The 25,724-nt window shown below is 58.8% G+C and carries 26 protein-coding genes and 1 tRNA gene; 10 read left to right on the top strand and 17 right to left on the bottom strand.

The window, feature by feature from the left end:
• Window positions 1–74: 74 nt before the first annotated feature.
• The 8 genes from BUB72_RS12015 to tsaD all read right to left on the bottom strand — a co-directional run bounded on the left by BUB72_RS12015 (window position 75) and on the right by tsaD (window position 6,676).
• The gene (locus BUB72_RS12015) at window positions 75–755 is read right to left on the bottom strand and encodes a GntR family transcriptional regulator (RefSeq protein WP_073144053.1); all 681 of its coding nucleotides are present in this window, start codon (window positions 753–755) and stop codon (window positions 75–77) included.
• 87 nt (window positions 756–842) lie between these two features.
• Window positions 843–2,123 carry a TRAP transporter large permease gene (locus tag BUB72_RS12010; protein WP_073144051.1) on the bottom strand — a complete coding sequence of 427 codons (1,281 nt, stop codon included), beginning with the start codon at window positions 2,121–2,123 and terminating at the stop codon, window positions 843–845.
• A 2-nt stretch (window positions 2,124–2,125) separates the two neighbouring features.
• Window positions 2,126–2,656, bottom strand: a complete 531-nt coding sequence (locus BUB72_RS12005; protein ID WP_139250671.1) for a TRAP transporter small permease — start codon at window positions 2,654–2,656, stop codon at window positions 2,126–2,128.
• A gap of 92 nt (window positions 2,657–2,748) precedes the next feature.
• Window positions 2,749–3,744 (bottom strand): TRAP transporter substrate-binding protein, encoded by a 996-nt coding sequence (locus BUB72_RS12000; RefSeq protein WP_073144049.1) that lies wholly within the window; start codon window positions 3,742–3,744, stop codon window positions 2,749–2,751.
• Between the two features lie 209 nt (window positions 3,745–3,953).
• Complete coding sequence (locus tag BUB72_RS11995; protein ID WP_073144048.1) at window positions 3,954–4,367, bottom strand: EVE domain-containing protein; 414 nt, start codon at window positions 4,365–4,367, stop codon at window positions 3,954–3,956.
• Window positions 4,367–4,639 (bottom strand): YciI family protein, encoded by a 273-nt coding sequence (locus tag BUB72_RS11990; protein ID WP_073144047.1) that lies wholly within the window; start codon window positions 4,637–4,639, stop codon window positions 4,367–4,369. The genes BUB72_RS11995 and BUB72_RS11990 overlap by 1 nt, the downstream gene beginning before the upstream one ends.
• Window positions 4,611–5,582 (bottom strand): NAD(P)H-dependent glycerol-3-phosphate dehydrogenase, encoded by a 972-nt coding sequence (locus tag BUB72_RS11985; protein ID WP_073144045.1) that lies wholly within the window; start codon window positions 5,580–5,582, stop codon window positions 4,611–4,613. Before BUB72_RS11985 ends, BUB72_RS11990 begins: the two co-directional genes overlap by 29 nt.
• The gene (gene tsaD, locus BUB72_RS11980; protein ID WP_073144043.1) at window positions 5,579–6,676 is read right to left on the bottom strand and encodes a tRNA (adenosine(37)-N6)-threonylcarbamoyltransferase complex transferase subunit TsaD; all 1,098 of its coding nucleotides are present in this window, start codon (window positions 6,674–6,676) and stop codon (window positions 5,579–5,581) included. Before tsaD ends, BUB72_RS11985 begins: the two co-directional genes overlap by 4 nt.
• A gap of 48 nt (window positions 6,677–6,724) precedes the next feature.
• Here tsaD and BUB72_RS11975 point away from each other — a divergent pair, with 48 nt between their 5' ends.
• The 4 genes from BUB72_RS11975 to BUB72_RS11960 all read left to right on the top strand — a co-directional run bounded on the left by BUB72_RS11975 (window position 6,725) and on the right by BUB72_RS11960 (window position 10,396).
• Window positions 6,725–7,396 carry a uroporphyrinogen-III synthase gene (locus BUB72_RS11975; RefSeq protein WP_073144390.1) on the top strand — a complete coding sequence of 224 codons (672 nt, stop codon included), beginning with the start codon at window positions 6,725–6,727 and terminating at the stop codon, window positions 7,394–7,396.
• A gap of 101 nt (window positions 7,397–7,497) precedes the next feature.
• Window positions 7,498–8,772, top strand: a complete 1,275-nt coding sequence (locus BUB72_RS11970) for a COG4223 family protein (protein WP_073144041.1) — start codon at window positions 7,498–7,500, stop codon at window positions 8,770–8,772.
• A 9-nt stretch (window positions 8,773–8,781) separates the two neighbouring features.
• Window positions 8,782–10,278 (top strand): heme biosynthesis protein HemY, encoded by a 1,497-nt coding sequence (locus BUB72_RS11965; protein WP_073144039.1) that lies wholly within the window; start codon window positions 8,782–8,784, stop codon window positions 10,276–10,278.
• Window positions 10,279–10,320: 42 nt separating this feature from the next.
• Window positions 10,321–10,396, top strand: a tRNA-Thr gene (locus BUB72_RS11960).
• 33 nt (window positions 10,397–10,429) lie between these two features.
• Here BUB72_RS11960 and BUB72_RS11955 read toward each other — a convergent pair.
• From BUB72_RS11955 to msrB, 9 genes are all read right to left on the bottom strand, one after another.
• Window positions 10,430–11,395, bottom strand: coding sequence for an ABC transporter ATP-binding protein (locus tag BUB72_RS11955; RefSeq protein WP_073144037.1), 966 nt, complete (start codon window positions 11,393–11,395; stop codon window positions 10,430–10,432).
• Window positions 11,392–12,369, bottom strand: coding sequence for an ABC transporter ATP-binding protein (locus BUB72_RS11950; protein WP_073144034.1), 978 nt, complete (start codon window positions 12,367–12,369; stop codon window positions 11,392–11,394). Before BUB72_RS11950 ends, BUB72_RS11955 begins: the two co-directional genes overlap by 4 nt.
• Before the next feature lie 4 nt (window positions 12,370–12,373).
• Complete coding sequence (locus tag BUB72_RS11945; RefSeq protein WP_073144032.1) at window positions 12,374–13,279, bottom strand: ABC transporter permease subunit; 906 nt, start codon at window positions 13,277–13,279, stop codon at window positions 12,374–12,376.
• A gap of 1 nt (window position 13,280) precedes the next feature.
• A complete protein-coding gene (locus BUB72_RS11940; protein ID WP_073144030.1) occupies window positions 13,281–14,288 on the bottom strand; it encodes an ABC transporter permease subunit in 1,008 nt (335 codons plus the stop codon).
• A complete protein-coding gene (locus BUB72_RS11935) occupies window positions 14,282–15,391 on the bottom strand; it encodes a M24 family metallopeptidase (protein ID WP_073144028.1) in 1,110 nt (369 codons plus the stop codon). The genes BUB72_RS11940 and BUB72_RS11935 overlap by 7 nt, the downstream gene beginning before the upstream one ends.
• 77 nt (window positions 15,392–15,468) lie before the next feature.
• Window positions 15,469–17,058 (bottom strand): ABC transporter substrate-binding protein, encoded by a 1,590-nt coding sequence (locus tag BUB72_RS11930; protein ID WP_073144026.1) that lies wholly within the window; start codon window positions 17,056–17,058, stop codon window positions 15,469–15,471.
• 70 nt (window positions 17,059–17,128) lie between these two features.
• Complete coding sequence (locus BUB72_RS11925) at window positions 17,129–17,719, bottom strand: helix-turn-helix domain-containing protein (protein WP_073144388.1); 591 nt, start codon at window positions 17,717–17,719, stop codon at window positions 17,129–17,131.
• A 212-nt stretch (window positions 17,720–17,931) separates the two neighbouring features.
• Window positions 17,932–18,438 (bottom strand): peptide-methionine (S)-S-oxide reductase MsrA, encoded by a 507-nt coding sequence (msrA, locus tag BUB72_RS11920; protein WP_073144024.1) that lies wholly within the window; start codon window positions 18,436–18,438, stop codon window positions 17,932–17,934.
• A complete protein-coding gene (gene msrB / locus BUB72_RS11915) occupies window positions 18,435–18,881 on the bottom strand; it encodes a peptide-methionine (R)-S-oxide reductase MsrB (RefSeq protein ID WP_073144022.1) in 447 nt (148 codons plus the stop codon). Before msrB ends, msrA begins: the two co-directional genes overlap by 4 nt.
• A gap of 330 nt (window positions 18,882–19,211) precedes the next feature.
• On the opposite strand from msrB, the gene BUB72_RS11910 reads away from it, so the two are divergent.
• The 6 genes from BUB72_RS11910 to BUB72_RS11885 all read left to right on the top strand — a co-directional run bounded on the left by BUB72_RS11910 (window position 19,212) and on the right by BUB72_RS11885 (window position 25,676).
• The gene (locus tag BUB72_RS11910; protein WP_083588645.1) at window positions 19,212–20,519 is read left to right on the top strand and encodes an ABC transporter substrate-binding protein; all 1,308 of its coding nucleotides are present in this window, start codon (window positions 19,212–19,214) and stop codon (window positions 20,517–20,519) included.
• A gap of 133 nt (window positions 20,520–20,652) precedes the next feature.
• On the top strand, window positions 20,653–21,513 hold the full coding sequence (locus tag BUB72_RS11905; RefSeq protein WP_073144020.1) for a carbohydrate ABC transporter permease: 861 nt from the start codon (window positions 20,653–20,655) through the stop codon (window positions 21,511–21,513).
• 2 nt (window positions 21,514–21,515) lie between these two features.
• The gene (locus BUB72_RS11900) at window positions 21,516–22,346 is read left to right on the top strand and encodes a carbohydrate ABC transporter permease (RefSeq protein WP_073144019.1); all 831 of its coding nucleotides are present in this window, start codon (window positions 21,516–21,518) and stop codon (window positions 22,344–22,346) included.
• On the top strand, window positions 22,346–23,239 hold the full coding sequence (locus BUB72_RS11895) for a helix-turn-helix domain-containing protein (RefSeq protein ID WP_073144018.1): 894 nt from the start codon (window positions 22,346–22,348) through the stop codon (window positions 23,237–23,239). The genes BUB72_RS11900 and BUB72_RS11895 overlap by 1 nt, the downstream gene beginning before the upstream one ends.
• A complete protein-coding gene (locus BUB72_RS11890; RefSeq protein ID WP_073144017.1) occupies window positions 23,236–24,660 on the top strand; it encodes a mannitol dehydrogenase family protein in 1,425 nt (474 codons plus the stop codon). The genes BUB72_RS11895 and BUB72_RS11890 overlap by 4 nt, the downstream gene beginning before the upstream one ends.
• On the top strand, window positions 24,648–25,676 hold the full coding sequence (locus BUB72_RS11885; RefSeq protein WP_073144016.1) for an ABC transporter ATP-binding protein: 1,029 nt from the start codon (window positions 24,648–24,650) through the stop codon (window positions 25,674–25,676). The genes BUB72_RS11890 and BUB72_RS11885 overlap by 13 nt, the downstream gene beginning before the upstream one ends.
• The last annotated feature ends 48 nt before the right edge of the window (window positions 25,677–25,724 follow it).

Genomic DNA, 25,724 nt, shown 5'->3' with positions numbered 1-25,724 from the left:
TTCCGGGGGGTCGGAGCCCTCTTTTCGTTTTCAGCACCAGTTTTGTGATGCGCGCACCGTTTCGAGTGGTCGCGTTATTCGAAGTATTCGGAATGCTCTTGCTGAATTCTTTCGACAACAGAATCCAGACGTGCAAGGTGCTTGCGAATTATGGCTTCCAGCGCGACGAAATCGTTTTCGTCCAACGCAGCAAGGATTTGTGTGTGGTCGTCCAGAAGAACCTTCATCTCGGTGGGTTCTTCAAGGGACAGGCGGCATAGGCGGTCGACTTTGGTTTTGTTCTCGGCAATCGTCTCGAACGCCAACTCGATTCCGGCTGCCAGACACAGCAGCTTGTGAAACTCGTAGTCCAGCTCATGGAAGCGATCGGTATCCTGCGCCTTCACCGCTTTCGCCTGCTCCGCCATGTTTTCGCGGATGGCGGTTGTGTCGGTGTCGGCCCATTTCAGGATTGCCGTGCGCAGGACCTCGACCTCGATCGCGGTGCGAATAAAGCGGGCGTGAGAAATATCGGGGATGGAGAATTTGCGGATCACGGTTGCCCGTTGCGGGCGGATCAGCAGCAGCCCCAAATTCCCCAAGCGGGAGAACGCGTCGCGGACAGGCTGGCGGGACACCGAGAACTTGTTCGCGATTTCAACCTCGGAAATCTTGGTGCCCGGCATCAGCTTCAAGGTGACGATGTCATGATGGAGCGTGTCGAAGACTTCATCGACGCTGGTGCGGCGCTCTGCGATACTTGTGAACTGTGACATACCGTTTTCCCACTTTGTGTTGGGGCTACGTATACTAGTAACCTCGGTTAATCCACCGCTCTTGCCCCGAGTCCCAGCCCCGTTTGATCAGTCGTAGAGCGACGGCAGCCAGAGCGAAACCTGGGGAACGAATGTGACCAGCAGCAGCGCGCCCAGAATTGCGATGTAGAACGGCCAGATCGACTTGAGCGCCTGCTCGATCTTGATCTTGCCGACCGCGCAGCCAACGAAAAGGCAGGTTCCGACGGGTGGCGTGCACAGGCCCAAGCCGAGGTTGATCAGCATCATGATACCGAACTGGGTCGGGTCCATGCCCAGCCCCTTGGCGATGGGCAGGAAGATTGGCGTGCAGATCAGGATCAGGGCGGCCATGTCCATGATCATCCCCAGGATCAGCAGGATCACGTTGATCATCAACAGGATCATGATCGGATTGTCGGAAATGGACACCAGAAGATCACTGAGCTTTGCCGGAACCTGATAGAGCGCCAGCAGGTAGGCGAAGGAACTGGCGAAGGCGATGAGGATCATCACCATGGCCGTTGTGCGCACAGCACCTGTGACGGCCAGAACGAACGCATCCCAGCTGAGACTGCGATAGTAGAACCGCGTCAGCAGCACCGCATAGATCGCGCCGAAAGCACCGGATTCCGTCACCGTGAAGACACCAGACAGCGTGCCGCCCACGATGATTACTGCGGTGAAGAAACCCGGAATTGCGTCAGCGGCACTGCGGCCCACCTCGCCCCAACCGGGGAACGGCTCTGACGGGTAGTTGTGTTTGATGGACAGGATGTAGGCGGCGATGGCCAGACAGACGCACATCAGGATGCCAGGGATCACGCCAGCCAGGAACAGCTTGGAGACCGAGATGCCCCCACCAGCGGCCACGGCGAAGATGATCATGTTGTGGCTGGGCGGAATGACGATGCCCGCGATGGAAGAGGTCACGGTCACGTTGACCGCGAAGTCGGGGCGGTAACCGCGCTCTTTCATCACCGGAATAAGCAGCGAGCCAAGCGCCGAGATGTCAGCAACCGCAGAGCCGGAGATGCCGCCGAACAGCATGCTGGAGAAGATGTTGACCATGGCCAAGCCGCCTTTGAGGTGGCCCACCAAGGCGGATGCGAGTTTGACCAAGCGGCTGGCGATGCCGCCATGCAACATGATCTCGCCTGCGAACACGAAGAACGGGATGGCAAGCAGCGAGAACACCGACACGCCTGCGGTTGCCCGCTGGAAGGTGATGAGAAGGGGGAAACCTTCGTACCAGAATGCGGCGGCGGCAGCGATGCCCATGGCGAAGGCGACCGGCGCGCCGATCACGACGCCTACGCCGAAGACGCAGAGTAATATGGCTAGTCCCACGCTCAGGACTCCTTGAGTTCGGTTTCAGGCGCCCAGTCCTGAAACGTAAGAATACGGATGAGCCCGCGCATACCCGCGAACAGGAAGATCAGCGCGCCACATGAGGTGATCGCAAGCGTCCGGAAGGTTTCGGGGATGTTCAGCATCGGCAGCAAGGTGTCCCAGCCGAATTGCATCAACACCGTTCCGGCAAACAACATAATCCCCCCGAAGGCCGCGAGGATCAGGTCGATTGCGATCATCAGGACTTTCTGTGCCCCGACGGGCATCATGTCGCGAAACAGCGTGACCCCGATATGGGTGTCGTCGCGGATACCAGCGGCTGCGCCCAAAAACGCGATGTAGCAGATGAGCAGAAGGGCCAACTGTTCGACCCATGTCGGGGTGACGTTCAGGACGTAGCGCCCGAAGACCAGCCAGCCGAAAGTGGTGACGAGAACCACAAGGGCGATGGACGAGAGCAGGATGCACAGGGATCGGACCCAGTCCAAGGCGTGCTCGATGCGCTGAATGAATGGTGATTGTCCCGACATCAAAGTCTCCGCAGATGTGTTTAGGCGCAGTCTGGGTAACAAAAGGCCCGCTGTCCAAAGGAAGCAGCGGGCCTTTCGTTGTTCATGTCACATTAGTCTGCGTTGCGGATCATGTTGACCAGATCGGTCAGGTCAGGATTTGCCGCAAGGAAGCTGTCGTAGACAGGGGCCATTGCCGCCTGAAATGGCGCTTTGTCTGCAATGGTGTTCACGATCGTGCCGCCTGCCTGGACTTTCTCCATGCTTGCCGCTTCACGCGCCTGCCACAGTTCACGCTGCAAATTGGCGCTTTTCTGGCCGGCTTCTTTCAGGATGGCCTGCTGCTCCGGGGTCATCTTTTCCCAAGTCTTCAAGCTCATGCACAGGCATTCGGGGATGATCAGGTGCTCGGTCAGCGAGTAGTATTTGGCGACCTCGAAGTGGTTGGTCGACTCGTAGGAGGGCGGGTTGTTTTCCGCGCCGTCTACAACGCCGGTTTTGATCGACTGGTAGACTTCGCCGAACGCCATTGGTGTTGCGTTGCCGTCCATGGATTCGACCATTTTCACGAACAGGTCGTTGCTCATGACGCGGACCTTGAGACCGGTGACGTCGGCTGGCGTGTTGATCGGTGTCTTGGAGTTGTAGAAGGAGCGTGCGCCCGCATCATACCATCCCAGTGGCACCATGCCCTTGGCCATCATGCCTTCGCCGATTGCCGCGCCGACTTCGCCGTCCATCAGCTTGTACATCTGCGGGATGCTTTTGAAGATGAAGGGCAGGGAAACGACGTTGGTTTCCGGTACAGACTGGCCCATTGGCCCAAGGCTGAATTCACCAAAGTCGATCACACCAAGGCGGATCTGCTCGATGGCGTCCGGTTGGTTGCCCAGAACGCCGTTGTGGTAAATCTTGCCGGTCACTTCACCGCCGGTCTTCTCGGCCACTTCGGCCATGAAGGATTCCATGGCGATGGACACCGGATAATCCTCGACGTGGATGTTCCAGCCACGCAGCTCCGCGGCGCTTGCTGTTGTCGCGGCGACTGCAAGGCATCCGCCGACCACTGCACCGGCCATGGCTGTGTTGAACTTTGAAATAAATGTCATTCGATCCTCCCTGATCGTCTTGATTCTCTCGCAGTTGCGTTGTGGCGGGTTCCTCCACCCTAACAACACGTCCACTGCGTGATGTATTCTAGTATACCAATGAAAGATTCGCGTCAATTTATTTGCGGTTTGAATGACACAAACCGCGCTGCTCGCCTTGCGAGGCGGCTTTGATGAGGTAGCACTGGCGAAGTGTTAGGGGGCGGTGGTTACAGGCCGCCTAGCCCACAGACGAGTTTCCACTCGGCATCGGTCACGGGTTGCACCGACAGGCGCGAGTTTTTGACCAGCACCATATCGTCAAGCCGTCCGTCGGCCTTGATCTGGTCCAGTGTGACGCCGTTTCTCAGCGGCTTGACCGCCTTGATGTCCACACACTCCCAGCGGTCGTCGTCGGTGGTGCTGTCGGGATGCGCCTCTGCGCAGACCTCGACGATGCCGACGATTTCACGGTCCTTTTGGGAGTGGTAAAAGAAGCCGCGATCACCGAGTTTCATTTCCCGCATGAAGTTGCGCGCTTGGTAGTTGCGCACGCCGTCCCATTCCTCGCCCGCGTCGCCTTTGGCGACCTGATCGTTCCATGACCAGACGGAGGGCTCGGATTTGAACAACCAGTAGCGCATCAGCCGATCACCTTGTTCCACTGCTCAAGGCGCACTTCGGAGAACAGGCCCGCTTGCGCATATGGGTCAGCAGCGGCCCACGCGTGGGCGGCATCCATATCGGCAACGTCCAGCACGATGAGAGAGCCATACATGTCACCGCTTTCGTCAAGGAAGGGACCCGCCTGCTTCACGCAGTCGGAGGCCTTCAGATACGCCACATGTGCATCGCGGTTTGCTTTGCGGGTGTCGAGGTGGTCGGGTTTATCGGTGCAGATCAGCGCGATAAGCATAGGGCCATTCCTTTGTCAGCGGTCGGGACAGCAGCATCGAAACCGCTTGTTCCAGTGTCAGTTTCTCTTCTACCACTCCGGCGACCATTTTGGCGATGGGCATATCTACGCCTTTGGCCTCGGCCAGCTTCACGATGGCGCGGGCGGTGTGGCGGCCTTCGGTGGTGGCCGTCGGGGCAGGGCCTTTTCCACCAAGGGACAGGCCGAATTTGAAGTTACGGGATTGCTCGGACGTGCAGGTGAGCGCCAGATCGCCGAAACCCGCGAGGCCCGCAAGTGTTTCAGGCTTGGCCCCCATGGCAACGGCCATACGCAGCATTTCGGCCATGCCGCGTGTCATCAGCGCGGCGCGCGCGCTTTCGCCAAGACCCGCGCCGATGCAGATGCCGCAGGCGATGGCGATGACGTTTTTCAACGCGCCACCCAGTTCCGCACCGATGGGGTCGTGGGATAGATAGAGGCGCAGGGTATCGGTCGAGAGGGTTTCTTGCAACTCCTCGCCCAAGTCGCTTTCGGTGGCGATGACCAGCGCGGTGGGCAGGCCGCGGGCGATGTCGGCGGCGAAGCTGGGGCCGGTGAGGATGGCGGACGGCACGTCTAGCAGGTCGTTGATGATCGCCGTCGGGCCGCGCCCGGTGGCGAGGTCGACGCCCTTGCTACACGCGATGGCGGCCTTGGGCTTGGGCTTGGTGTCTTCCAGATAGCCCGACATGGCCTGCATCGGGACGGCGAGTAGTAGCAGGTCGTCTTGGGTGACGTTCAGCTCGGTCGTGAGGGTAATGCTTTGCGGGATCGGCACACCTTTCAGGCGCGGGTTGTCGCGACTGGTCTGGAAGGCGTCGACATTGCGGCCCACAAGCGTGACCTCGCGGCCTGCCATGTCCAAGGCGACAGCTAGGGCGGAGCCGAACGCGCCTGCGCCTGCGACGGTGATTTTGGTCATGCTTTCGCTCCTTTTTTACCGGAGCCCAGCATGGCAGGGGCGGCGGTGTCCAGCGGCCAGCGGGGCCGCGCGGTGAGGGTCAGGTCGTCGATCAGGCCGAGACGGAAGCGCTCCAACCCCGCCCATGCGATCATCGCGGCATTGTCGGTGCACAGCTTCAGCGGCGGGGCGGTGAAGCGGACGTTATGCTGGTCGGCCAAGTCGGACAGGCTGGCGCGGATGGACTGGTTCGCGGCGACTCCACCGGCGACGGCGATGGCGGGGGTCTTTGGTTCGAGTTCAAGGTATTGGGCCAAGGCGCGGCGGGTTTTTTCAGTCAGCACGTCGGTCACGGCGGCTTGGAAGCTGGCAGACAGGTTGGCTTGGTCTTGCGGGTGCAGCCCGCCTTGTGCCGCGATCAGCGCATCGCGGGCGCGCAGGGTTGCGGTTTTGAGGCCGGAGAAGGACATATCGCAGCCGTCGCGGTCCAGCAGGGGGCGGGGCAGCTTGTGGGACTTGGGGTCGCCGTCCTTTGCGGCCTGCTCAATAGATGGCCCGCCGGGTTGCGGCAGACCGATGAGCTTGGCGACCTTGTCGAACGCTTCGCCCGGTGCGTCGTCGATGGTGCCGCCGAGGCGTTGGAATTTGGTGGCGGAATGCGCGATCAGGAACTGACAATGCCCGCCGGAGACGAGGAGCATCAGATAAGGGAACTCCAGCTGATCAGTCAGGCGCGGGGTCAGGGCGTGGCCAGCGAGGTGGTTCACCCCGATCAGCGGCTTGCCGGATCCCGCGGCCAGCCCCTTGGCGCACATCACACCGGACATGACACCGCCGATGAGGCCGGGGCCTGCGGTGACGGCGATGGCGTCCATATCCGAGAGGGTCAAGCCGGAGGTCGTCAAAGCCGCCTCCACCATGACATCCAGCTTCTCCGCATGGGCGCGGGCGGCGATTTCGGGGACCACGCCGCCGAAATCGGCGTGCAGGTCGGTCTGGCCGAAGACCTCGTTCGAAAGGATTTCAGGCGGCTGGCCAACGATATGACGCACCACGGCGGCGGCGGTGTCGTCGCAGCTGCTTTCAATGCCAAGGATGGTGAGGGTTTGCGCCAAGGGTCGGGCCTGTTGTGCGGGGCTTTTGCAACGGGTAACACCTTTGCCATGACACAGACAATCCCAGCCACCGTCTTACTGACCCGTCCCAAAGCTGCGGGGGAGCGTTTTGCCGCCGATCTGGCAGCACCGGTGATTTTGTCACCACTGATGGAAACGGTTTTTCTGAACCCCGAGCCGCTGGACACGCCGCCTGAGGCAATGGTGTTCACATCGGAAAATGGGGTGCGCGGGTTTGTACGTGGCTCGGCTTGGCGCGGATTGGCGTTTTGCGTGGGGGAGCGCACCGCGCAAGAGGCGCGTGACGCCGGATTCGAGGCGGAAAGCGCGGACGGGGACCTGCATGACCTGAATGCTTTACTGTCCGACCGTGCCGAAGGTTTGCGGCTGGTTCACTCTCGCGGGCGGCACGTTGCGGGGGATCTGATCATGCCGTCGATACCCTTGATAACTTACGAACAACGGCCATTGCCGCTATCGGACGATGCGCGGAAGGCGTTGGGCGCAGAGGGTAAGCTCATTGTCCCGCTGTTTTCCCCGCGAAGTGCCGCATTGTTTGCGAAACAGTTGAACGGCACTGAAAAGGCGGCGCTGGACGTGATCGTTATCAGCCAAGCCGCGGCTGATGTTGCCGTAGGCGCGGGGTTGCAGGTGGCCTGTGTGGCGGACGCGCCCGATGGCGTGGCGATGTTACACGCCATTGAAGCCCGTCGAAGCTAGGTGTTCTGCTTGAGAGCGGGTAAGTTGTTGGTTTAAGGTCGGGTGTGGCGGTGACCCAAGAGAGTCGCCGCGCGCGATTGAAGTGAAAAGGAATACGCGCCTTGGCCCGAAAGAAAAACACTCCGCCCAAGACAGACGCGACCGACAGCAAAGCGTCGTCGTCAAAAGCCGGTGCTATTTCCGGCGTGGTGAAAGGTGCGGAGTTCGACGAACTGGACGCCGCGATGGCCGACACCAAGGTTGAGGGTGTGCGTCTGGGCGAGGACGATGCGACGGATACCCCAGACGACAAGACGCCAGACCAGTTGCCAGCGGTGGAAACCCACCGCGAGGTGGTGGTTGACGGCGAAGTCGTTGACGAGGGCGCTGCCAAGGATGGTGAAGGTGCCAAGCCCGTGGACGAGCCCGAGGCCGGCAGTTCTTCGGAAGACCCTGTTCCGGCACCCATGCCGACACCGGTCACTGTGGTCGAAAAACGGGGCGGCTTCTGGTCTGCCCTGCTTGGGGGCGCGCTGGCTGCGTTAATCGGTTTTGGCGGCGCGATCTATTTCAAAGCGGCTGAATGGCCGGTTTTTGGCGGCGGTGGTGATAGCGTGTTAGAGGCGATGATTGCCCAGCAATCCGAAACCATTACCACATTGCAAGCTGCGTTGGACACTGCTCAAGCCGGTGATGCGGAAGCCCGCGCAGCCTTAAGCGCCCGCATTGACGAATTGCCGACAACCGCGCCGGTGGCGCCACTGCCGGCGGATGTACAGGCCAAGCTGGACGCGCAACGCGCCGAGATGGAGACGCTCGAAGCGAGCCTTGCGCAGATGCGGGAGCTGACTCAGGGCCAGATCGCGGCCGCGCAAGCCCAGCAGGAAAACGCGGCACAGGCCGAAGCCCGCGCGAAAGCACGCGGTGCATTGAACGCCTTGCGGACGGCTTTGACCACAGGAGCGCCGTATGCCCCGATCGTGCCGGAAATTGCCGCAGCCACAGAAGTGCCGGAGGTTCTGGCCGCCAATGCCGAGACCGGAGTTCCCACCGCCAAGGCGCTGGAAGACCAGTTCGCCGTGGGCGCTCGTGCGGCGTTGTCCGCATCGCTGAAAGCAACGGCAGGTGATACGCCGACGGAACGGTTGACGTTTTTCCTGAAAGACCAGCTTGGCGCGCGCTCGTTGACACCGCGCGAAGGGGATGACCCTGATGCCGTGCTGTCGCGTGCTGAAGCCGCCACCAAGGCGGGGGATCTGGACGCAGCGTTGGCAACCATTGACGCCTTGCCGGACGCGGGCAAAGCCGAACTTCAGGACTGGGCAAGCGCCGCCGTGACGCGCCGCGATGCCCTTGCCGCTTTCGACAGCCTCTCAGACGCGCTGAACGCGAATTAGGATAGTTATATGCTTTGGTCTCTCGTGAAAATTCTGGTGTTTGTGGGCGTCATTGTGGCGATCACTCTGGGCTTGGGTATGTTGCTGGAAACCAGCGGCGGGGTCCGCGTGTCGGTGGCGAATACCGAATTTACCTTAAGCCCGCTGATGGCGATCTTGGGTCTTGTGGCCCTGCTGGCAGGGTTCTGGGTGTTGCTGAAAGTCCTCGGACTTTTGAACGCGACCTTCCATTTCCTCAATGGCGACGAGACGGCGATCAGCCGCTACTTCACCCGCAATCGCGAGCGGAAAGGCTTTGAGGCATTGGCCGATGGCCTAATGGCGCTGGCGTCCGGCGAAGGCCGCACCGCGATGGCGAAAGCGGCAAAGGCCGAGAAATATCTGGCCCGCCCTGAGTTGACCAACCTGCTGACCGCGCAAGCGGCTGAATCTGCGGGCGACACCAAGAAGGCGCAAGAAGTTTACAAGCGGCTGCTGACGGACGAGCGGACCCGCTTTGTGGGTGTGCGCGGGATTATGAAGCAGAAGCTGGCCGAAGGGGATACGGACACGGCGCTGAAACTGGCCGAAAAGGCGTTTGCCTTGAAGCCGAAGCATGAAGAAACTCAAAATGTGTTGCTTGGTTTGCAAGCCAAGACCGAAGACTGGTCCGGCGCGCGCAAGACGCTGAATGCCAAACTCAAGCACGGGAGCTTGCCGCGCGATGTGCATCGCCGCCGAGATGCGGTTCTGGCGCTGTCCGAGGCGAAAGAAATTCTGGCTGAAGGGTCCAGCATTGAAGCGCGGGAAACCGCGATTGAGGCGAACCGTCTGTCCCCCGATTTGATCCCTGCGGCGGTACTTGCTGCACGTGGCTATATCGAACAGGGCAAACCCAAATATGCCACCCGCGTCATCAAGAAATCATGGGCCGCGCAACCGCATCCGGATCTGGCCGCGGTCTTTGCCGAGATCGTCCCGGACGAGACGCCTGAGGCACGGATCAAGCGCTTCACCGCGTTGACGCGGGCGCAGCCTGACCATCCTGAAACCAAGATGCTTCTGGCCGAGTTGAACATCGCGGCCGAGAATTTCCCTGAAGCGCGGCGCGCCGTCGGTGATCTGGCCGAAACCGCTGCGACCGCGCGGTCGTTGACTATAATGGCCGCGATCGAGCGTGGCGAAGGCTCTGACGATGCTGTCGTGCGGGGGTGGTTGACCCGTGCGCTATCCGCGCCGCGTGGCCCACAATGGGTCTGCCAGAACTGCCAGACCGTGCATCCTGCATGGGCGCCGACCTGTTCCAACTGTGGTAGCCTTGATACGCTAAGCTGGGCGGAGGCGCCGGAGACGTCGGTGTCGATGCCTGCGGGAACCGCTATGCTGCCGCTGATTGTCGGGGCCTTGCAGGACAAGTCCGACACTGTGGAGGCCGAGGATGCAGAAATCGTTCCGGATCACGAGGTCATCGTGGTGAAACTTGATGACGAGCCTGCCAAGGACGAAGACGCCGCGAAGGCAAATTAAGACTTTCCCCGTCGCGCACAGGGTGCTAATTCCCGCGCCGAAGCCCCAATAGCTCAGCTGGTAGAGCAGGTCCTTCGTAAGGACAAGGTCGGCGGTTCGAGTCCGTCTTGGGGCACCATTTCCCGGCGATGAATACCCGAATTTCCGGCGCTTAGGTCGGGCTGTTTTCCGGGAAGAAGCAGGCCGCTGAATGGGCGTCGCCAGACAATGCAGGGCGCGTTGCGCGGCATTTGTCCTGCACCTTCCAGCATCGTGGCGCGAAGGGACATCCGTCCGGAATAGCCAATGGCGAAGGCAGCTCCCCGTCCAGCTTGATCCGTTCCTTTTTCGCCCGTGGATCGGCTTGCGGCGTCGCGGAGAGAAGCGCCTTGGTATAGGGGTGAAACGGCGTTGCAAACACGGCATCACGGCTGCCCTTTTCGACGGCGCGGCCCAAATACATGACGATCACCTCGTCGGCGACATGCTTCACCACGCTTAGATCGTGAGAGATAAACAGATAGGCCAGTTGCAGCCGCTCTTGCAGGTCCACCAACAGGTTCAGGACCGAGCTTTGGATGGACAGGTCCAGCGCGGAGACAGGTTCGTCCAGCACGAGCACTTTCGGATCCAGCATCAGAGCACGGGCAATCGCGATTCTTTGGCGTTGGCCGCCGGAAAACATGTGGGGGTAGCGGTCGAAATGCTCGGGTCGCAGGCCCACCAGCCCCAGCATCTCGCGCGCTTTGGCAGTGCGTTCGGTGTTGCTCATGTCGGGGCGGTTGATCTTCAGCGGTTCCTCTAGAATGGTGCCAATGCGTTGGCGCGGGTTCAGCGACCCGTAGGGGTCTTGAAACACGATTTGCACCGATTTGCGCAAGGAGGCCCAGTCTTCGGGAACGACGGGTTTGCCGTCCAAGGTCAAAGACCCGGCGGTCGGCTCTTCGATCATCGTGACCATGCGGGCCAGTGTGGACTTGCCACAGCCACTTTCTCCAACCACCGCAAGGGTTTTGCCGGGGTAGAGCGCGAACTCGACACCGGCCACGGCCTTCAAGGTGCGTGAGGCGCGAAACAATCCGCTGCTAACTTCGTAATGCCGCTCAAGCGCGGTTGCTGTCATCACCGGGTCTGTCATGACGCCGCCCTCTCGTTCGAATTCAATGGGTAGAAGCACCGTGCGTGGCCCAATTCGATGCTTGACGGGCGCGGGGCTTCGGCCTTGCATTTTGCATTGGCAAACTGGCAGCGCGGCGAAAACAGGCAGCCCGCCGGACGGTCGAACTGACCGGGGACCACGCCGGGGATTGTTGGCAACCGCTTTTCAGTCGCGCGTTCCGGCAAGGCGTCCAACAGCGCGGAGGTGTAGGGGTGATGCGGTGTCTCGAACAGGGGCACGACGGGCTGCTCTTCGATCTTCTGGCCCGCATATTGCACGCTGACGCGTTCGGCCGTTTCGGCGACCACTCCCATGTCGTGGGTGATCAGCACCAGACCCATGCCGGTTTCGTCGCGCAGTGACGCGAGAAGGTCCAGAATTTGCGCCTGAATGGTCACGTCGAGCGCTGTTGTCGGCTCGTCGGCGATCAGCAGCTTGGGTTTGCAGGCGATTGCCATGGCGATCATCACGCGCTGGTTCATGCCGCCGGACATCTGGTGCGGAAAAGCGGACAGACGTTTTTCGGGGTCGGGAATGCCGACCTGTTCGAACAACTCGATCGCGCGGGCCTGCCGCTCGCGGCGGCCCATGCCCAGATGCACCCGAAGCGCCTCGCGGATTTGCCACCCTACGGTGAAACAGGGGTTTAGCGACGACATCGGCTCCTGAAAGATCATCGCGAGATCCTTGCCGACGATTTTGCGGCGTGCCCGCGGCTCCATTGTCAGCAGGTCTTGCCCGTCAAAGGTCAGCTCGTCCGCGGTGACGGTCGCGGTCCATGGCAGCAGGCCCATCACGGCGAGCATGGACACCGACTTGCCGGAGCCGCTTTCGCCGACGATGGCGAGAATTTCGCTTTCGTTGACGTCCTGATCGACGCCGTCCACCGCGCGGAACTGGCCGGAGGCGGTGGCGAAGTCGACGCTTAGGTTTCTGATATGCAAAAGGGTCATCGGCCTAGCTCCGCTTCAGTTTCGGATCAAGCGCGTCACGCAGCCCGTCGCCCATCAGGTTGATGGCCAGAACGGTCACAAGAATGGCGAGGCCGGGGAAGGTGACAACCCACCACGCGCGCAAGATGAACTCTCGGGCTTCGGCCAGCATGGTGCCCCATTCCGGTGTGGGTGGTTGTGCGCCCATTCCCAGAAAGCCGAGGGCGGCGGCGTCCAGAATGGCGGTTGAGAAAGATAGTGCGGCCTGCACGATAATCGGCGCCAGACAGTTGGGCAGCACGGTGATGAACATCAGCCGGAATATTCCGGCGCCTGCGACGCGGGCGGAGACCACGTAGTCCTTCTGCCGCTCCGACAACACGCTGGCGCGGGTCAGACGCACGTAATGCGGTTGCAGCACGATGGCGATGGCGATCATCGCGTTGGTCAGCGACGGCCCCAGAATGGCCACCAGCACCAGCGCCAGCAGCAGCGACGGGAAGGCCAGCACGATATCCATGATGCGCATGATGATGCTGTCGACCCATTTGGGAGCGAAGCCGGCGATAAGCCCGATGATGATGCCGCCGGTGGCGGCGATGCTGACAACAACGACCCCGACAAAGAACGAGTAGCGCGCGCCGACGATCAGACGGGACAGCATATCGCGGCCCAACGGGTCGGTGCCGAGGATATGGGTCCATGATCCGCCGTCCTGCCAGACGGGGGGTTGCAAGGTCGCGGCGCGGTATTGGGCTGTTGCATCATGCGGTGCAATCCACGGCCCGAAGAAGGCGAGGAACGCGAATATCGCGAATATCCATAGGCCGATGACCGCGCCGCGGTTCTCGCGGAAGTAAAACCAGAATTCACGCAGGCGGCCCGGGCGGTCCTGAACCATCTCTGCTTCGGCTGAGAGTGCGTCGTCCATCCTAGCGCTTCCTGATCTTGGGGTTGATGACGCCGTAGAGCATATCAACGGTAAGGTTTACGATCATCACCATCACGGCAATCAGCAGCAGGCCGCCTTGCACCACGGGATAATCACGCCGGAAAATACTATCGACCATCCACTTGCCGATGCCCGGCCAGCTGAAGATCGTTTCGGTCAGGATCGCGCCTGCCAGCAATGTGCCAACCGACAGGCCAATCACGGTGATCACAGGGATCAGCGCGTTGCGTAACGCGTGAATGCCGTTGATCCGACCGGGCGACATGCCCTTGGCGCGGGCGGTGCGGATATAGTCCTCGCCCAAGACCTCCAGCATCGCGGAACGGGTTTGGCGGGCGATCACCGCCAAGGGGATCGTGCCCAGCACGATTGTGGGCAGGATAAGGTGGCGCAGCGCCGAGACGAACGCGCCCTTCTGGCCCGAGGCGAGGCTGTCGATGATCATGAAGCCCGTCGGGTCGGGGAAGTAGTAGAGCAAATCAATGCGCCCTGACACAGGCGTCCATTGCAGGTTGCCCGAGAACACGATGATCAGCAGCAAGGCCCACCAGAAGATTGGCATCGAATAGCCGACAAGGGCGGTCGACATCAGCGCGCGGTCGAAGAACTTGCCGCGGTTAACGGCGGCGATCACCCCGGCAGGCAGGCCCAGCGCCACGGCGAAGATCATGGCGCATATTGAGAGTTCCAGTGTTGCAGGGAAGAGCGCGAAGAATTCATCCCAGACGGGACGCTTGGTCACGAAGGAGTTGCCCAGATCACCTTGCAAAACACCTGTCAGGTATTCCCAGAATTGCACATAGATCGGGCGGTCATAGCCAAACTGTTTGGCCAGCTCGGCGTAGCGTTCGTCTGATATGCCGCGCTCGCCCGCCATGACCTGAATGGGGTCCCCCGGCAGGGCGCGAATGAAGCTGAACGAGATCAACGTCACCCCGATGAAGGTGGGAATGAAGGTAAGCAGGCGGCTTAGGGCATAATTCAGCACGAAATCACCATCAATTCTTTGGGGAAATGGGTCAGGGTTTGGTAGCCATCTTCGGTTATAAGCACATCGTCTTCGATGCGCACGCCGAAGTTGCCGATCTGATATAAACCGGGCTCGTTGGTGTAAACGGTTCCGGCGGGTAACGTCATGTGGTTGCCGCGCATGATGTAAGGGGCTTCATGTACGTCGCGGCCGAGCCCGTGTCCGGTTTTGGTGCGGATCCGGTCAGCATAGGGCGAGGCTTCAAGCACGCTGGTCACAACGTCATCAACCTCGTGGGCGGTGACACCTGCGCGGGTGACGGCCAAGCCGGCCAGATTGGCCTGTAGCACCGTGTCGTAGACCGCGCGCCCTTCGTCTGAGACATGATCAAGAAACACCGTGCGCGTTATGTCGGCGGCAAATCCGTTCTTGCGCGCGCCGAAGTCGATCAGCAGGGCGTCGCCCGCTTTGACCTTGTAGTCATGACGCGCGTGGGCGTGGGGCATGGCGGTGCCGTCTCCGGCGACCACAATCGGGTTGAAGGCCAGATCATCAGCACCTTCGTCAAACAGCGTTTTGATGAGCATCTGTTCGATTTGTTTTTCGGATTGGCCCAACCTGACGCTGTCCAAAGTCCGGTGCAACGCGCGCTCTGATATATCAATGGCGTCCTGCATCGCAGCAATATCTTGAGGGGTCTTGATCATGCGCAGGCCGGAAATTTCGCGTTCCGCGTCGGTGATTTTCAGCGATGATTGCGCGGCGATCAGGGCATGGTGCACGAACACGCGCATCACTTGCCCTTCGACAGCCAGAGATGAGATGCCCAAGTGGTCAACCAGTGCGGCGAAGGCGTCAGCATAACCCGTCTGGTCGCGCCAATCGAACACGGCGCCGCCAAACCCCACCTGGTTCCAGCTGCCCAGCTCAAGATTCGGCACCAAGGCGGCGGCGGGTTTGTCGGCGGGAATAACCAGCAGAAACGGTCGTTCGTGGCTCATGAAGCTTTGGTCTATTGCGCGGGTAAAATTAGGGCCGGGCACCAATGCCACGGCATCCACGCCCAGATCGGCGGCAACACCGGCATACTCAGAAAGACGCTGTTCTAGTGATGGGGGCATGAGGTGGTGCGCCTTAAAATTCGCAAAATATGGAAGGGGCGGCACATGCTGCGCCGCCCCTCAGGTCTATCAGCCGCTTATTGCGACAGGCCGACTTGGTTGAAGATGTGGCCGCCCAGCGGGTGCACGACATAGCCTTCAACTTCCGGACGCATGGTCATGTAGACAACCGAGTGCGCGATTGTGGCCCAAGGTGCTTGATCTTTGAAGATGACTTGTGCCTCTTCGTAGAGCTTCGCACGCTCTGCCTGAGTTGGCAGAACTTTGGCTTTCTGGATGATCGCATCGAATTCCTCGTTGCACCATTGTGCGCGGTTGGATTTCTCTACGCCGTCACAGCCCAGCAGAACTGCGAGGAAGTTATCCGGATCGCCGTTGTCACCGGTCCAGCCCAGCAGAACCGCACCGTCACGGTCCTTGGCTTTGGAGCGCTCAAGATACTCGCCCCATTCGTAGGACACGATCTCCACGTTCACGCCGACCTTGGAGAAATCTTCCTGCATCAGCTCGGCCATGCGGCGGGCGTTCGGGTTGTAGGGACGCTGAACCGGCATCGCCCAGATCTTCATCGACAGATCAGAGACACCTTCGGCCTCGAGCGCAGCTTTCGCGGCTTCGGGGTCGTAGTTATCGTCTTCGATCGCGTCGTTGTAGGACCACATGGTCGGCGGGATCGGGTTCTTGGCGATCTGGCCAGAGCCTTGGAAGACCACGTCGATGATCGCTTGCTTGTCGATCGCCATGTTCAGGGCCTTGCGGACCTTGGGGTTATCGAAAGGCGCGACTTGGGTGTTGTATGCGAGATAGCCGACGTTCAGGCCTTCCTGCTCCATCACCACGATGTCACTGTCGTCTTTCATCGACTGGACATCTGCCGGGTTTGGATAGGCCATTACGTGGCATTCGCCCGCTTGCACCTTCTGGAAGCGCACGGAGGCGTCAGGCGTGATCGCGAAGATCAGGCTTTCAACCTTGGCTTTGTCGCCCCAGTAGTCGTCGTTGCGCAGATAGCGGATGACCGCATCTTTTTGATACGCTTGGAACGCGAACGGGCCAGTGCCGATTGGTGCTTGGTTCAGCATCTCGGGCGTGCCGGCTTCGAGCATGGCGTCCGCATATTCCTTGGACACGATGGAGGCGAAATCCATTGCCATGTTGGCGATGATTGGCGCTTCGGGACGGGTCAGGTTGAAGGCGACCGTATAGTCGTCAACCTTCTCAATGCTCTCGATCAGGTCAGGCATGGACATGCCGCCGAAATATTCCCACGTGCCGCCGGAAACCTGATTGTAAGGGTTTTCCGCGTTGCCTTGACGGTCAAAGCTGAAAATCACGTCATCCGCGTTGAAATCACGCGTTGGTGTGAACTGCGCGTTGGAGTGAAACTTCACGCCCTTGCGCAGCTTGAAGGTTACCGTTTTGCCGTCTTCGGACACTTCCCAGCTTTCAGCCAAAGCAGGGACGGTTTCTGTGGTGCCAACCTTGAATTCCGCCAAGCGGTTGTAGATCGGGTGGCTGGACGCATCGAAGGTGGTGCCAGCGGTATACAGCGCCGGGTCAAAGCCTTCGGGCGAGCCTTCCGAGCAATAGACCAGCGATTGCGCCTGCGCCGACACGCCCAGCGTGCTCAGCAACAGCCCAGTGGCCATGATTTTGTTAAAAGACATCAGTTTTTCTCTCCTAGTTGACGACTTGATGTGGTCAGCGACCTATCGATGCCGCTGATGGTGATGGGTTTCAAGGCCTGAGTGGTAACATCTCACGCGTGATTTCTTGTTGCGTGGCCTCTAGTTGTCCGATCTCGCCGGACTTATCGTATTGCATCCGGCCCACCCACAAAATGCGGGCGAGCCGGGATGTCTTGTTGGACCAGCAATGCGGGGTCGACCCAAGATAGTGCAGGCTGTCACCCACACCCATCAGGTATTCCCGCTCGCCGACCATTTGTGAAATCTCACCCTCAAGGATGTAGATGATTTCCTCGCCGATATGGGTGACCACCTCGGATTCGTATCCCGGGGGGACGTTCATCACAAAGGATGTCAGTTCGTGCCCCGCGCGTTCCGCGCCGATTTGCTCGTATTCAATGGAGGACCCTGCCACCGCGAATTTGGGCCGGCCTGCGCCGCGGGTCAGACTATCGACGGCGCGGGGCGGGCGGACAAAATAACCGGCATCCACCTCCAAAGCCTGTGCGATTTGAGTGAGGGTGCCCAAGGTAGGTGTCGCGTTGCCACGCTCCACCTGACTTAGATAGCCGACCGAGACGCCTGACGTCACTGACAACTGCTGCAACGTCATCGACAACCGATGCCGCTGTGCGCGCATCCGCAGGCCCAGCCCTTCGGCCGGTTTTCGTGCTTTCGCTTGTGCTGTCGTCTGTGGCAACTGTTTCCCCGTAGGCGCTCGTTGGCGGTCCTAGGGTGCAGCCTGTCGTGACATCTTGTGAGGGTCAACAATAAAAATTATTCTGACAGCGTAAGAAGTTGACTGGAGTGACGGTTGCCCTTGCAAATAAGGCCGCGCACATATGCCTCTGGCTATTCGGCGGCTGCGCGACGTGGCAGAACCCAGTCCGGACGCACGAAGTGGCATGTGTACCCGTTCGGGATTCGCTCCAGATAATCCTGATGCTCCGGCTCAGCTTCCCAGAAATCCCCGACGGGTTCCACCTCTGTCACCACCTTGGCAGGCCAGAGGCCGGAGGCGTCGACATCGGCGATCGTGTCGAGTGCCACGTCTTTTTGCGTATCGTCGACATAGTAAATCGCAGAGCGGTAGGACATGCCACGGTCATTGCCTTGCCGGTTGGGTGTTGTCGGGTCGTGAATTTGGAAGAAGAACTCGAGCAGCGTGCGGTAGCTTGTCAACTCGGGGTCAAAAGTAATTTCGATCCCTTCGGCGTGAGTGCCGTGGTTGCGGTAGGTGGCGTTCTCGATATCGCCGCCAGTGTAGCCCACGCGGGTCGAGATAACGCCGGGCAACTTGCGGATCAAATCCTGCATGCCCCAAAAACAGCCACCGGCCAGAACAGCGCGTTCAGTCATTCGATTTCCTCCACTTGGTTCACAAGGTCGCCATAGCCTTCGCTCTCCATCTCGTCGCGATGAATGAAGCGCAGGCTGGCGGAGTTGATGCAGTAGCGCAACCCGCCGCGGTCGGCAGGGCCATCGGGGAAGACGTGCCCGAGGTGACTGTCGCCGTGCATCGAGCGGACCTCTGTGCGGACCATGCCGAAAGAGGCGTCGCGGTGTTCGGTTACGTGGTCGGTGACGATGGGCTTGGTGAAACTGGGCCAACCGCAGCCGGACTCGAATTTGTCCGACGACGCGAATAGTGGCTCGCCGGAAACGATGTCGACATAGATCCCCGGCTCCTTGTTGTCGGTCAGCTCTCCGGTGAAGGCGCGTTCCGTGCCGCTTTCCTGCGTTACACGAAATTGCTCGGCAGTGAGTTTCGCCAGCGCTTCTTCGGTCTTTTCATATTTCATGGCGCAGATCCTTCGTGTTTCGTTCCGTTGGTTTGAAAATAGGATGCCGGTGGCGAGAATTCCAATTCTAAACGAATACTCTGAGAGAGTTACTGTGGTGCTTAGTAAGACTTCTGATAGTCTTTAACGGACCGAGGGATTCGCCGAAGCTAATATTCTAGGAGCGGATCGAGGTGTGAATTGTATTATTATGACGATAATTAGTGCATTTTGCGGCAGTTTCTATGTAAAAAGTATCAGTCGTTGATGAAATGATATTGGCTGAGAAGCGAGAAGGGCAGCAAGCTTAGTTTACGGAATTCTGCAAACCGTGATTTCAGGGAGGATAACATGAAATCTCTACGCAATACTGCGTTGGGTCTTGCCATCGGCGTCGCCGGTGCAACGACCGCATTCGCCGGCGAGCTTACCATCGCCACAGTAAACAACGGCCACATGGTCGAAATGCAAAAATTCACCCCAGAGTTTGAAGCCGCGAATCCAGGCATCACATTGAACTGGGTTACGCTTGACGAGGGCACTCTGCGCTCCCGCGTTACGACGGACATCACCACCAAGGGTGGCCAGTTCGACGTTATGACCATCGGCATGTACGAGGCTCCGATCTGGGGTGCACGTGGTTGGTTGGAAGAGCTGACTTTCGACGCCGAGTACGACGTTGAAGACATTCTGCCAGCGATGCGTGGCGGTCTGAGCCACGAAGGCAAGCTGTACGCGGCACCATTCTACGGTGAATCGTCGATGATCATGTACCGCAAGGACCTGGTCGAAGCTGCTGGCATGTCCATCGAGGATAACCCGAGCTGGGATCACATCCGCGAAGTTGCTAAAGCGATCACCAACAAGGACGAAGGCGTCTACGGCATCTGTCTGCGCGGCAAGCCGGGTTGGGGTGACAACATGGCGTTCCTGACGACCATGGCGAACTCGTTCGGCGCACAATGGTTCAACGAAGACTGGACCCCTGCTCTGAATTCCGACGCTTGGAAAGATGCAGTCACTTTCTACGTTGAGATGCTCAACGAATCGGGCCCTCCCGGCTCCGAAGGTAACTCGTTCAACGAAATTCTTGCTTTGATGAACGAAGGCAAATGCGGCATGTGGATCGACGCAACTATCGCGGCGTCCTTTGTGACCGACCCTGCGCAGTCCAAAGTGGCTGACAAGATCGCCTTCGCACAATCGCCACAAAAAGCGACCACCAAGGGCGCGAACTGGTTGTGGGCATGGGCGCTGGCTGTTCCTGCCGGTACCAAGCAAAGCGAAGATGCTAAAAAGTTCATCGAGTGGGCAACTTCCAAGTCCTATATCGAACTTGTTGCTTCTAAGAACGGTTGGGGCGCAGTTCCGACTGGCACACGTCAGTCCACCTACGACAACCCTAAGTTCCAGGAAGCTGCAACATTCGATGAAGCTGAGCTGAAAGCTATCCTGTCTGCGAACCCGGAAGACAGCACAATGAACCCATCCCCTTATGTTGGTGTTCAGTTTGCTGCGATCCCCGAGTTCCAAGCAATTGGTACAGCTGTTGGTCAGCAAATGACCGATGCGCTTGCGGGCAACATCACGGTTGAAGAAGCTCTGGCCAATGGCCAAGCTGCTGCAGACCGCGAAATGAAGAAAGCCGGCTACTACTAAGCCTAGGCTGACTGTTAGGGGCGGGCGCTTCGGTGCCCGCTTCGACCTCTCCATTCTGCATTACTCTACTCTACAATTGGTTTCTCGAACGCCGACCGCGTTCTGATCGAACTGCCAACCAAGGGGCTACTCCATGAATCCGACACTTGTCAGATGGCTACAGGCACCGAGCGTAATCTTGCTTCTGGTGTGGATGATCGTCCCGCTGAGCATGACGATCTATTTCTCGACCATCCGCTACAACCTGCTGTACCCCGAGCGCACTGGTTTCATCGGCCTTGATAACTACCGCTTCTTCGCCACCGACCCGTCCTTTGGTCCGGCGCTGATTAATACGCTGGTTCTTGTCGGCTCCGTCCTGGTCATTACCATTGTACTTGGCCTTGCCATTTCGATCCTGATCGACCGCCCGTTCCGTGGTCGCGGGATTGCCCGTGTTATGCTGATCTCGCCGTTCTTTATCATGCCAACCGTGTCGGCATTGGTCTGGAAGAACATGCTGATGGATCCGAACAACGGGTTGTTCGCCGCCTTTTCAAAGTCCTTTGGTCTGGAGCCGGTCGAGTGGCTGGCCCAGTACCCGCTGTTCTCGATCATTTTGATGGTCAGCTGGCAGTGGACGCCCTTTGCTATCCTGATTTTCATGACGTCGCTTCAGTCCCAAGACCAAGAGCAGAAGGAGGCGGCCACCTTGGATGGCGCCGGCTTCTGGTCCCAGTTCTGGAACCTGACGCTGCCGCATCTTGCCCGCCCGATTTCCATCGTGCTGCTGATCCAGATGATCTTCCATCTGTCGATCTTTGCCGAGATATTCGTGACCACCTCCGGCGGTCCGGGCGTTTCGTCAACGAACCTGACCTATCTGATCTACATCCAGTCGCAGCAAGCCTTTGACGTGGGCGTCGCATCTGCCGGTGGTGTCTTTGCAATCATTCTCGCCAACATTGTCGCGCTCTTCCTGATCCGCGCCGTTGGCAAAACATTGACGGTGTGAACATGACCGATAGACAACGCCAAATCTGGATCGACCGCGCCGCTGTTACGGCTGCATGGATCGCCGCCCTCGTGTTCTTCTTTCCGATCTTCTGGATGGTTCTCACCAGCCTCAAGACGGAAGGACAGGCCATTCAGGTCCCGCCACTTCTGATCTTCGAGCCGACGCTGGAAAACTATCTGGAGATTCAAGAACGCACGAACTACTTCAAGTTCGCCATGAACTCGATCATCACGGCCTTTGGCGGCACCTTGCTGGCGCTGCTGATCGCCATTCCGTCGGCCTATTCCATGGCGTTCAACACAACGCATCGCACCAAGGATGTGTTGATGTGGATGCTTTCCACAAAGATGCTGCCTGCGGTTGGCGTGATGATGCCGATTTACTTTCTGGCGCAGAAGTTTGACCTGTTTGATACGCGTACTCTGCTGGTTGTTATCTATGCGATGATGAACCTGCCGATTGTGATGTTGATCCTGTTCAACTACTTCCGCGAAATCCCGAAAGAGATTTTGGAAGCCTCGCGGATGGACGGGACGTCGACCTTCAACGAAATTCGCCAGATCGTCCTACCACTGGCATGGGGCGGGATCGCTTCGACGGCGTTGCTATCCATCATCTTGTGCTGGAATGAAGCTTTCTGGTCGATTGTTCTTACCACCACTGATGCCAGCACCCTGACTGCCTTCGTGGCCTCCTTCCAAGCGCCTGAGGGACTGTTCTGGGCGAAGGTTTCAGCCGTATCGACACTGGCCTGCGCACCGATTGTGGTCTTTGGCTGGATGGCGCAAAAGCAATTGGTCCAAGGCCTGACGTTCGGGGCGGTGAAGTAATGTCGATTATCCAACCGGAAATCGAAGTTGTTGACCGTGCGATAGAGAGCGTTCGCTATCTTGAGCATGGCTGGCCCACGGAACTGTGCCGTTGGCACAGCCACCGTGAGTACGAGCTGCATTTGATTACCGCGACGCGTGGCAAAGCCTTTGTTGGCGACTATATCGGCGACTTCAATCCGGGGAGTCTGTTCCTGACAGGCCCAAACCTGCCGCATAACTGGATCACGGACGAGGTCTACAGCGATCCGGTCAATGTCCGCGACATGATGGTGCAATTCAGCCAAAGCAGTTTGGACCGCCTTGCAACCGCCTTTCCGGAGTTTCTGGATCTGCGCCCGATGTTGACCCTTGCCCAATCGGGCATCGAATTTGTCGGCTTCAACCCGACCTTTGCGAAGGGCCATCTTGAGGCGATCCGCGATTCCAAAGGGCCGGAACGTATTGTAGCACTTCTCAGGTTCCTTATTCGCGTTAACGAGCACGCGGAAAAGAAAGCGCTGTCGGTGATGAAAATTGTGCAGCCGGAAGGCGGCAGCAAACAAACACGCATCGCGGAGGTGATCAATCACATCGTCAAGAATTTCGCCGACGATATTTCTGTTGATTTGGCAGCTCAGAAAGCTGGCATGAGCACCACTTCATTTTCGCGAAACTTCCAAGCCGTGACGGGCCACCGGTTTGTCGAGTTTGTGAACCGCGTTCGCATCGGGCAGGCATGCGGTATGCTTTATGCAACGGACGAGCCGATTTCGGCGATTTGCTATGATGTGGGGTTTCAGAACCTTGCCAATTTTAACCGCCAGTTCCTGAAGATGAAGGAAATGACCCCGTCGGCGTATCGCGACTTTGCGCGTCACGAATTGGCTTCCAAAGGGACACGCGCGTCATGAACAAGCCGAGCCATAAAGCCCTGTATGCCACCAACTATGACAGGAAAGCCTGTTCAATTGGTATAGTGCATTTGGGCTTCGGCGCGTTTCACCGTGCGCACCAGTCGATGTATATAGACGACATGATGGAGGAGACGAGCGATCTCCGCTGGGGCATCGCCGCTGTCAATCTACGTGCAGCCGAGGCAGACGCTTTTGCGCAGCATAGTGCTGATGCTGATGGCTACGTGATCAAGTCTATCTCGCCCGACGGGCAGGTTTCGTTTCGTAAAGTCCGCGCGCATGTCGCTTTTGAGGACTGGAGCAAAAACGCGGCCACCGCCGAGGCACTATTGGCGCTGCCCACAGTTCATGCCGTGACAATCACGGTCACCGAAAGCGGCTATTACACTGACGATTCTGGTGCGCTGAACCCCGAAGACCCGACGATCGTATCCGAGATTTCAGGCGGTAAATCTGTGTCTGTTTACGCCTATCTGACCGCTGCCTTGAAGGCGCGGAAAGCCGCAGGCGGTCAAGCGATTACTGTTTTGTGCTGCGACAATATCCGTGAGAACGGCACGAAGCTGGGGGCCAATTTCAAGCAGTACCTGACCCTGCTTGGGGATGCCGATCTGGCAAATTGGGTACAACAAAACGTGACGTTCCCGTGTTCAATGGTCGACCGGATTACACCGCGTAGCAGCCCCGATCTTGAGGCTGAAACCCGCGCATTGTTCGGCCGTGACGGGGCCGCACCGGTGATTGCGGAATCCTTCGTGCAGTGGGTTCTGGAGGACGATTTTGCCAGCGAAATGCCCGATCTGGCTGCGGTTGGCGTTACGGTGACAAAGAATGTTCACCCTTATGAAGAAGCCAAAATCCGTATCCTGAACGGGGGACATACCTGCCTGACATATTTTGCGGCGTTGCGTGGTCTGGAGACCTTCGATGCCGCGATGCGGGACCCTGAGCTGAACGCCCATTTCTGGGCCTATGAACGTGACGAGGTCCTACCAGCCCTTACGCTTGATCTGCCTTTCGACCGTGCGGAATATCTTCAAAGCATTGCAGATCGTTTCGGCAATGCCGCGATCGCGGATTCCATCTCGCGTATTTGCGCGGATGGCATGGCGAAGTTTCCTATTTTCATCCGACCGACGCTTGAAGAATGTTTCGCCCAAGGGTTCACACCCGACGCCGGACTTCGGTCGGTTGCAAGCTGGTATGTTTTCGCCAAGCACGTGGCGGCAGGAACCATACCTTTTACGTATCTCGAACCCAGCTGGGCCACTTTGGAAGACATGCTCCAAGGGGATGCAGGGCTGGACGCTTTTTGTACTTCGAAGCTTCTTTGGGCGGATCTACCTGACCGCTTCCAAGACTTCTCCAACGCCCTGCGCGGCGCGATCAAAGAAATGGAGCTAACATGGCCGGTGTAACCATTCGCAATTTGGTGAAACGCTATGGCGACGTGCAAGTTATGCATGGCGTCGATCTGGATATTAATGACGGCGAGTTCGTTGTATTTGTCGGTCCGTCAGGCTGTGGCAAGTCCACCTTGCTTCGCATGATTGCCGGTCTGGAGGACATTTCAGACGGGACGGTTGCCATTGGTGACCGCGTCGTGAACGAAGTGGCACCTTCCAAGCGAGGTGTGGCCATGGTGTTCCAAACCTATGCGCTTTACCCGCATATGACGGTTTACAAGAATATGGCGTTTGGTCTTCAGCAGGCGAAGACGCCTCAGGACGAAATCGACCGTCGCGTCCGGTCCGCTGCTGAAGTGCTGCAAATCACAGACTACTTGGAACGTAGCCCGCGTAATTTGTCGGGTGGTCAGCGCCAACGGGTGGCCATTGGCCGTGCGATTGTGCGCGACCCGGAAGTGTTCCTGTTTGACGAGCCGCTCTCGAACCTTGACGCGTCCTTGCGTGTGCAAACGCGTTTGGAGATTGCACGTCTGCACGAGCGTCTCAAGTCGACGATGATTTACGTGACACACGACCAAGTCGAAGCGATGACTTTGGCCGATAAGATCGTTGTTTTGCGTGATGGTATGATCGAGCAGGTCGGCTCGCCCATCGAGTTGTACGAGCGCCCTGCGAATGCCTTTGTCGCGCAGTTCATCGGTAGCCCTCAAATGAACTTCTTCGTTGCGGCCGATGTGGTCGCCGGCTCCCGCCCGTCGGTCTTTGTGGATGGTGACACGTTAGGCATTCGCCCTGAACACCTGATCGAATGCGACGCAGGCTCCGCCCTTGTGTCTGGCAAGCTGGAGCTGGTTGAGCAGTTGGGCGAATACGCGCTGGCTCACCTAATTTCCCCTGCCGGATCGGAGTTCATCGCCAAGATGGAAACACCGCCAACGCAGGCGCATGGCGATACGTTGCAATTCACCGCGGTTCCGGAGCGGCTTCACGTCTTTTCTGCTGACGGGATATCTAAAACATCCTGAGGGGTTGACCTTCCAGTAGCTGGAAGCCCCATATAACGAGTCACTGAC

It is taken from the genome of Litoreibacter ascidiaceicola, assembly GCF_900129235.1.
GTDB lineage: Bacteria > Pseudomonadota > Alphaproteobacteria > Rhodobacterales > Rhodobacteraceae > Litoreibacter > Litoreibacter ascidiaceicola.
Note: the sequence above shows the minus strand (reverse complement) of the source record. Positions and strands in the feature narration are given on the sequence as shown.

Excerpts from the sequence above, each read along its gene's own strand:
- BUB72_RS12015 (WP_073144053.1), bottom strand. The coding sequence starts at position 755 with ATGTCACAGTTCACAAGTATCGCAGAGCGCCGCACCAGCGTCGATGAA.
- BUB72_RS12005 (WP_139250671.1), bottom strand. The coding sequence starts at position 2,656 with ATGTCGGGACAATCACCATTCATTCAGCGCATCGAGCACGCCTTGGAC.
- BUB72_RS12000 (WP_073144049.1), bottom strand. The coding sequence starts at position 3,744 with ATGACATTTATTTCAAAGTTCAACACAGCCATGGCCGGTGCAGTGGTC.
- BUB72_RS11995 (WP_073144048.1), bottom strand. The coding sequence starts at position 4,367 with ATGCGCTACTGGTTGTTCAAATCCGAGCCCTCCGTCTGGTCATGGAAC.
- BUB72_RS11990 (WP_073144047.1), bottom strand. The coding sequence starts at position 4,639 with ATGCTTATCGCGCTGATCTGCACCGATAAACCCGACCACCTCGACACC.
- BUB72_RS11985 (WP_073144045.1), bottom strand. The coding sequence starts at position 5,582 with ATGACCAAAATCACCGTCGCAGGCGCAGGCGCGTTCGGCTCCGCCCTA.
- BUB72_RS11975 (WP_073144390.1), top strand. The coding sequence starts at position 6,725 with ATGACACAGACAATCCCAGCCACCGTCTTACTGACCCGTCCCAAAGCT.
- BUB72_RS11965 (WP_073144039.1), top strand. The coding sequence starts at position 8,782 with ATGCTTTGGTCTCTCGTGAAAATTCTGGTGTTTGTGGGCGTCATTGTG.
- BUB72_RS11955 (WP_073144037.1), bottom strand. The coding sequence starts at position 11,395 with ATGACAGACCCGGTGATGACAGCAACCGCGCTTGAGCGGCATTACGAA.
- BUB72_RS11950 (WP_073144034.1), bottom strand. The coding sequence starts at position 12,369 with ATGACCCTTTTGCATATCAGAAACCTAAGCGTCGACTTCGCCACCGCC.
- BUB72_RS11945 (WP_073144032.1), bottom strand. The coding sequence starts at position 13,279 with ATGGACGACGCACTCTCAGCCGAAGCAGAGATGGTTCAGGACCGCCCG.
- BUB72_RS11935 (WP_073144028.1), bottom strand. The coding sequence starts at position 15,391 with ATGCCCCCATCACTAGAACAGCGTCTTTCTGAGTATGCCGGTGTTGCC.
- BUB72_RS11930 (WP_073144026.1), bottom strand. The coding sequence starts at position 17,058 with ATGTCTTTTAACAAAATCATGGCCACTGGGCTGTTGCTGAGCACGCTG.
- BUB72_RS11925 (WP_073144388.1), bottom strand. The coding sequence starts at position 17,719 with ATGCGCGCACAGCGGCATCGGTTGTCGATGACGTTGCAGCAGTTGTCA.
- msrA (WP_073144024.1), bottom strand. The coding sequence starts at position 18,438 with ATGACTGAACGCGCTGTTCTGGCCGGTGGCTGTTTTTGGGGCATGCAG.
- msrB (WP_073144022.1), bottom strand. The coding sequence starts at position 18,881 with ATGAAATATGAAAAGACCGAAGAAGCGCTGGCGAAACTCACTGCCGAG.
- BUB72_RS11910 (WP_083588645.1), top strand. The coding sequence starts at position 19,212 with ATGAAATCTCTACGCAATACTGCGTTGGGTCTTGCCATCGGCGTCGCC.
- BUB72_RS11905 (WP_073144020.1), top strand. The coding sequence starts at position 20,653 with ATGAATCCGACACTTGTCAGATGGCTACAGGCACCGAGCGTAATCTTG.
- BUB72_RS11900 (WP_073144019.1), top strand. The coding sequence starts at position 21,516 with ATGACCGATAGACAACGCCAAATCTGGATCGACCGCGCCGCTGTTACG.
- BUB72_RS11895 (WP_073144018.1), top strand. The coding sequence starts at position 22,346 with ATGTCGATTATCCAACCGGAAATCGAAGTTGTTGACCGTGCGATAGAG.
- BUB72_RS11890 (WP_073144017.1), top strand. The coding sequence starts at position 23,236 with ATGAACAAGCCGAGCCATAAAGCCCTGTATGCCACCAACTATGACAGG.
- BUB72_RS11885 (WP_073144016.1), top strand. The coding sequence starts at position 24,648 with ATGGCCGGTGTAACCATTCGCAATTTGGTGAAACGCTATGGCGACGTG.